The organism is Limosilactobacillus vaginalis DSM 5837 = ATCC 49540 (genome assembly GCF_000159435.1).
Classification (GTDB): domain Bacteria; phylum Bacillota; class Bacilli; order Lactobacillales; family Lactobacillaceae; genus Limosilactobacillus; species Limosilactobacillus vaginalis.
Genome location: NZ_GG693412.1, coordinates 416,521 through 421,625, shown reverse-complemented (window position 1 = coordinate 421,625; position 5,105 = coordinate 416,521). Strand labels below are relative to the sequence as shown.

Genomic DNA, 5,105 nt, shown 5'->3' with positions numbered 1-5,105 from the left:
AATGGGTTTAGTGATAATTTTGGCAAAAAATCAAAATTAGAGATTGACAGATTAAAATGAGAATGTTTTAATAAAAACATCATTTAACGAAGGGAAAGATAAAATATGACTACTCATTCACTAAGTACCAAGTATTATTATCGCTATGCTCAGCGACTTTAATGTCTGCACGATGATGGTGCGGGCAAATCTGTTCGCACCTCAGCATAGTTGTATTTAGTGAGCTATTGCTAGGTGAGATCATAACCTAGTAATGGTGAGTCATTTCGATAAATTCCGTCTTTCTATTAGACCACCAGCTAGGTTGAGCAGTTTTGCTTGCAAGCTGGTGGTTTTATATTTAAGGAGAAAGATTATGAGTTTATTTAAGAAAGATACGAATCATCCAGAACCCAAATTCAGTTTTGGTGAAAGTTTACTAGTCCTCTTCGGGATCCTTTGCATTCTAGGTTACCTGATTATTGTCAAAAAGCAGGAGCCGCAAGCGCCCCTCTTTATCTCATTCATGGTACTTGCCGTTTACGGTCATCTTCGCGGCTTTAAGTGGCAAACCGTAATGGACGGGATGCGGGAAGGTCTTCGTGCCGGGGTTGACCCATTAGTAATTTTCCTTTCTATTGGGGTCCTAATTGCTACCTGGATCTTCTCAGGAACCATCCCCACAATCATGTACTTCGGTTTCAAGATTATTTCCGTTAAGTTCTTCTTGCCGACCGTCTTCATTGTTTGTACCTTAGTCGGGGTTGCCTGCGGGAGTTCGTTCACTACCGTTTCCACCATGGGGATTGCCTTCATTGGGATTGGTGCCACTTTACAGATTAATCCAGGATTGACTGCTGGGGTCATCGTTTCAGGAGCCTTTTGTGGTTCTAACATCTCCCCGCTTTCCGGTACTACTAACTTAGCCGCAAGCGTTGGTGAAATCAGTATCTACAAGCATATTCAATCATTACTCACTACAGACATCCCCGCTTGGGCTCTCTGCCTCGTTCTTTACACCTTCCTTGGCTTGAACTCAAAAAACGTTAGCCTTGCTGCTGTCCACCAAATGATGAACGGCTTGAGCAACGGCTTCTGGGTTTCCGGCTGGGCCTTATTGCCAGTTCTCCTCTTAGTTGTCCTGGCAGTCCTTCAAGTACCAGCAATTCCTTCACTCGGTCTTGGTTCTCTCTTTGCCGTCCTTCTTGGCTGGTTCCACGCGCCAAGCACTAGCATTTCGACAATTACTAAGACAATCATGACCGGTTTCGTTTCTCACACCGGTAACAAGACAATTGATACCCTGCTTTCCAAGGGTGGAATTTCAAGCATGCTGACTTCACTGGCTTTAATCGTTTTTGCCCTTGCCCTTGGTGGTCTGTTAATCAAATTCAACATCATCAGTACAATTATTAACCACCTTACCGGAATCGTAAAAACACCAGGTCGATTATCCCTAGCAACCGCGATTACCTGTATCGGAGTGAACTTGTTAGTTGGTGAACACTACCTTGCCATTATCCTTCCCGGTCAATCATTCTTACCTTCATTTGATAAACTTGGTTTGAAACGGGTAGATCTCACCCGGATCCTTAACGACGCCGGGGCTGCAGTCAATGCCATTGTCCCGTGGAGTGTTTCCGGAGTCTTCATCGCGACTACCCTGCAAATTAACCCATTGCAGTTCATTCCATGGGCCTTTTTCCCATTCCTCGTCACTATCTTTACAGTGATTGCTGGAATGTTAGTCAAGGTTCCGCAAAAGCGGGTTAACGTTGTGACCGAATAGGAAGTTCAAAAAATAATAATAAAGCTGAAAGAGGCCGAGAAAGACAAAATGTCTTTTTCGGCCTCTAAATGTTACTAGTAATTCCCAGCTTAATACCTAAAAATATCCAAATCTAACTCACGGCTGATCATTTCGAGTAACGCTAAGCCAGCAATGCTATTTCCTGCTTGGTCAAGGGCTGGGCTAAAAATCCCAATTCCGTATTTGGGTGCACTAGCAACTAAGCCGCCACCAACGCCGCTTTTTGTTGGAACACCAATCTTAACTGAGTAAGTCCCCGACTGGTTATAAAGGCCGGTAGTCATCATGACGGATTTAGTATAAGTTGCTGCGTCACTGGAGATTAACCGCTCACCGTTCCACGGGGCGATCCCATCATTTGCCAAAACTGCGCCCAAGTTTGCAAGGCTTTCACAGGTAACCATCATTGAGCACTGCTTAAAGTAAGTCTCAAGGCTTGTTGTTACATCATTGGCCAACGTTTCCTTAGCTTTCAGATAATAGGCGAGTGACCGGTTCATGTCCCCCGTCCGTAATTCGGATTGATAAATTTCTTCATTCAGGGTAATTTGCGGATCATTGCAGATTTCCCGAGTAAAGTTAAGGATCTGGTCAAACGAGGAAAGGTGGTCCTCCTCTTCAATTAATGACGAAACCAGGATTGCTCCACTGTTGACAAACGGGTTCAATGGTTTGGTTTCCTTAGTAATTTCCATATTTAAAATCGTATCAAAGGCAAAACCTGTTTGCCGGGTACCAACCTGGTCCTCAACCGTGGTAAGCCCTAAGCGCTCAATTGCATACAGGAGAGCAATGACTTTAGAAACACTCTCGATTGCAAAGCGGACATTAGATGCACCAGCACAGTCTTTCTTTCCGCTATCGACATTATAAAGACATACCCCTAACTGGTAAGGATCAACCTTGGCAAGGACCGGAATATAGGTTGCCACCTGCCCCTCATCGATCCGCTTCCAACAGGCTTGAATTGCATCGTTCAAATTTAACACCATTCGATCATCTCCATTCAACAAACTTTCTTTATCTTACTATTGCTTTTTCACTGGTAAGCGAAGAACAGTTTTTAGGTTAGCCGGTTTTGTCCACCGTGGATCGGATAAGTAAATCTCGTGGTGGTGACGGTGGTCATTAATATCTAACTTGAGGCCGTTATTTGCAATAAATTCATGCAGCTTTTCAACGGTGGCCGGTTCATCATCGTATGGTCCAACGTGGAGTATTTGCGCACATAATCCCTCATCAATGGTCTTAAATTCAACCTTAGAGAAGTCAGTCTGTTTCTTTTCGGTAGCCGTTTTAATTGCCCAATCAAAGACATCCGTGGTAACAAAGTCTGGCATCCGGATCAACGAAATGAAGTTAAACTTCTCCTTATGCTGGTAATCAACACCTTGAACGCCTGGTTGTCACCACATTCCCTCTAGCGGTGGAACAACAAAGTCAAAATAGCCAGGGATCTGGTAATCACCCTTCCCCTGCACTGCAAGGTAATTCATTGGCGGAACTTTAATTATTGCCGGTCGTTTTCCTGGACGATAAAGTTCTTTTTGTTCTTTTTTAAAATCGTATGCCATTGTTTTATTCCTTTATAACTTTTTATATTCTCGAATCTATTTTATATCTGTTTATATCTTCAAATTTAATAAAAAATTGAGAGTGGCACAATGAACTAGACAAGCTAGTTCTGTTCCACTCTCTTGATCATCAATTTTCTTCCCGATTACCTAGCTCCCAAAAGGCTAGGGCCGAGGCAGCGGCTACATTTAAGGAGTCCACGCCCGGTGCCATTGGGATCTTAATTGTAAAATCACTCTGTGCAATTGTTTTTTCTCTTAAACCCGGACCTTCTGAGCCAAGAATAATGGCAAGCTTATCCACTTGATCCAGTTGCGGATCGTCAATATTAACGGTGTTGTGACGTAATGCCATCGCTGCGGTTTTGTAACCCAACCGATGAAGCAAGCTAATTCCTTCTGCTTGCCAGAGTTTGGCGTCAACATAGGTCCACGGCACTTGGAAAACCGTTCCCATTGATACCCGTGAAGCCCGCCGATAAAACGGGTCGGCAGAGTCACTCGTCACGACTACGCCATCTATTCCAAGAGCTGCCGCTGAACGAAAAATTGCTCCAATATTGGTTGGATTGACTACGCTTTCGAGAACCGCAATTCGTGGGTGAGCTTTCGGCATCGTTGCTAAAAAGCTAGCTAGATCTGGACGCTTTACCCGATGCATCGCAGCCAGTGCACCCCGCAAGAGATTGTACCCGGATAACTGACTAAGCAGTTCGCTACTAACCACATAAATTGGCGTTTGCCCTAAGCCACTCGTTTGGTTAATCGCCATTTCGTGATCCAAATCAGCCAGGTCTCGGTCTAGCGCCTTTTTTTCAATCAAAAGGGAAGCCGGCTGATACCCCGCCCGTAAAGCTCGTTCAATTACCTTCGGACTTTCCGCAATAAACAATCCAGGTTGCGGTTCCAAGGCATGGAAGAGCTGAGCTTCATTCAGGCGGACGTAAGGATCCAAATCGGGTCTTGCTAAATCTGTAAGAAAAATTAAGTTATGCATGCTGAATCTACCTTATCGTTTGTATTACTGTGATGAGATTTATTTTAACGCTTTTCGTACTGTGTGTTGAACTACCAACTTTTCTCGTCACTGTGGTTATTTTTATAGAATTAACAGCGATGAAAATTATCGCCTAGCATATCGTTTTTTGTACCTTTATATTACAAAAATATAGCGGGCCTTCAATGGTAGTAACTTCGGCAACTACACTTTCAATACTGTTCAAACAGAATAATTATGTTTTTTGCCAAAGATTAACGCCATTGTAACAAAAAAAGCGATGAACAACTTCGTCCACCACCTTTTTACATTTAAAAATACAACACCCCTTAATAAAGGGGTGAAGCGGCTCCCGCCATATTTTCTATATATTATTATATCTTAACATAACTAATAGTCAATGTTTTTAATTACTATATATAGTGATGCTCTTGCAAATACTCTTAAATAAGTTACTAATAGCATTGTCTTTGTATAAGTCACGATTTCTTTGCATTCTAGTACACCATTTATTCAAATCATCTATTTTATGCTGGTGCGACTTTGAACTACACATTACTTTATGAATGCGTAGTGCCAGTGAAATTTGTAATAGTAATGGTGTAAAAATTTCACAGCGCGTTAAATTATCACTTCTCAGTAATGAATAGATATTATGTGGAACAGATTCATTCATACTTACTAATGCATTTTTGTTAAAAAGCACTCTATTATGAGCACAACTATTTCTAAGCCTGTTAATATA

General features: G+C 42.4%; 3 protein-coding genes and 1 pseudogene. 1 reads left to right on the top strand and 3 read right to left on the bottom strand.

The features are described 5' to 3' along the window. The first annotated feature begins 355 nt into the window (after positions 1-355). Positions 356-1,768, top strand: a complete 1,413-nt coding sequence (locus tag HMPREF0549_RS01860) for a Na+/H+ antiporter NhaC family protein (protein ID WP_040530727.1) — start codon at positions 356-358, stop codon at positions 1,766-1,768. Positions 1,769-1,857: 89 nt separating this feature from the next. Here HMPREF0549_RS01860 and glsA read toward each other — a convergent pair whose 3' ends face one another. The 3 genes and pseudogenes from glsA to HMPREF0549_RS01845 form a co-directional block, all read right to left on the bottom strand. Continuing rightward, positions 1,858-2,781, bottom strand: coding sequence for a glutaminase A (glsA, locus tag HMPREF0549_RS01855; protein ID WP_003716562.1), 924 nt, complete (start codon positions 2,779-2,781; stop codon positions 1,858-1,860). A 36-nt stretch (positions 2,782-2,817) separates the two neighbouring features. Beyond that, a pseudogene (locus HMPREF0549_RS01850) lies at positions 2,818-3,363 on the bottom strand (GyrI-like domain-containing protein). Between the two features lie 130 nt (positions 3,364-3,493). Beyond that, a complete protein-coding gene (locus tag HMPREF0549_RS01845; RefSeq protein ID WP_003716559.1) occupies positions 3,494-4,360 on the bottom strand; it encodes a TrmH family RNA methyltransferase in 867 nt (288 codons plus the stop codon). Positions 4,361-5,105 lie beyond the last annotated feature (745 nt).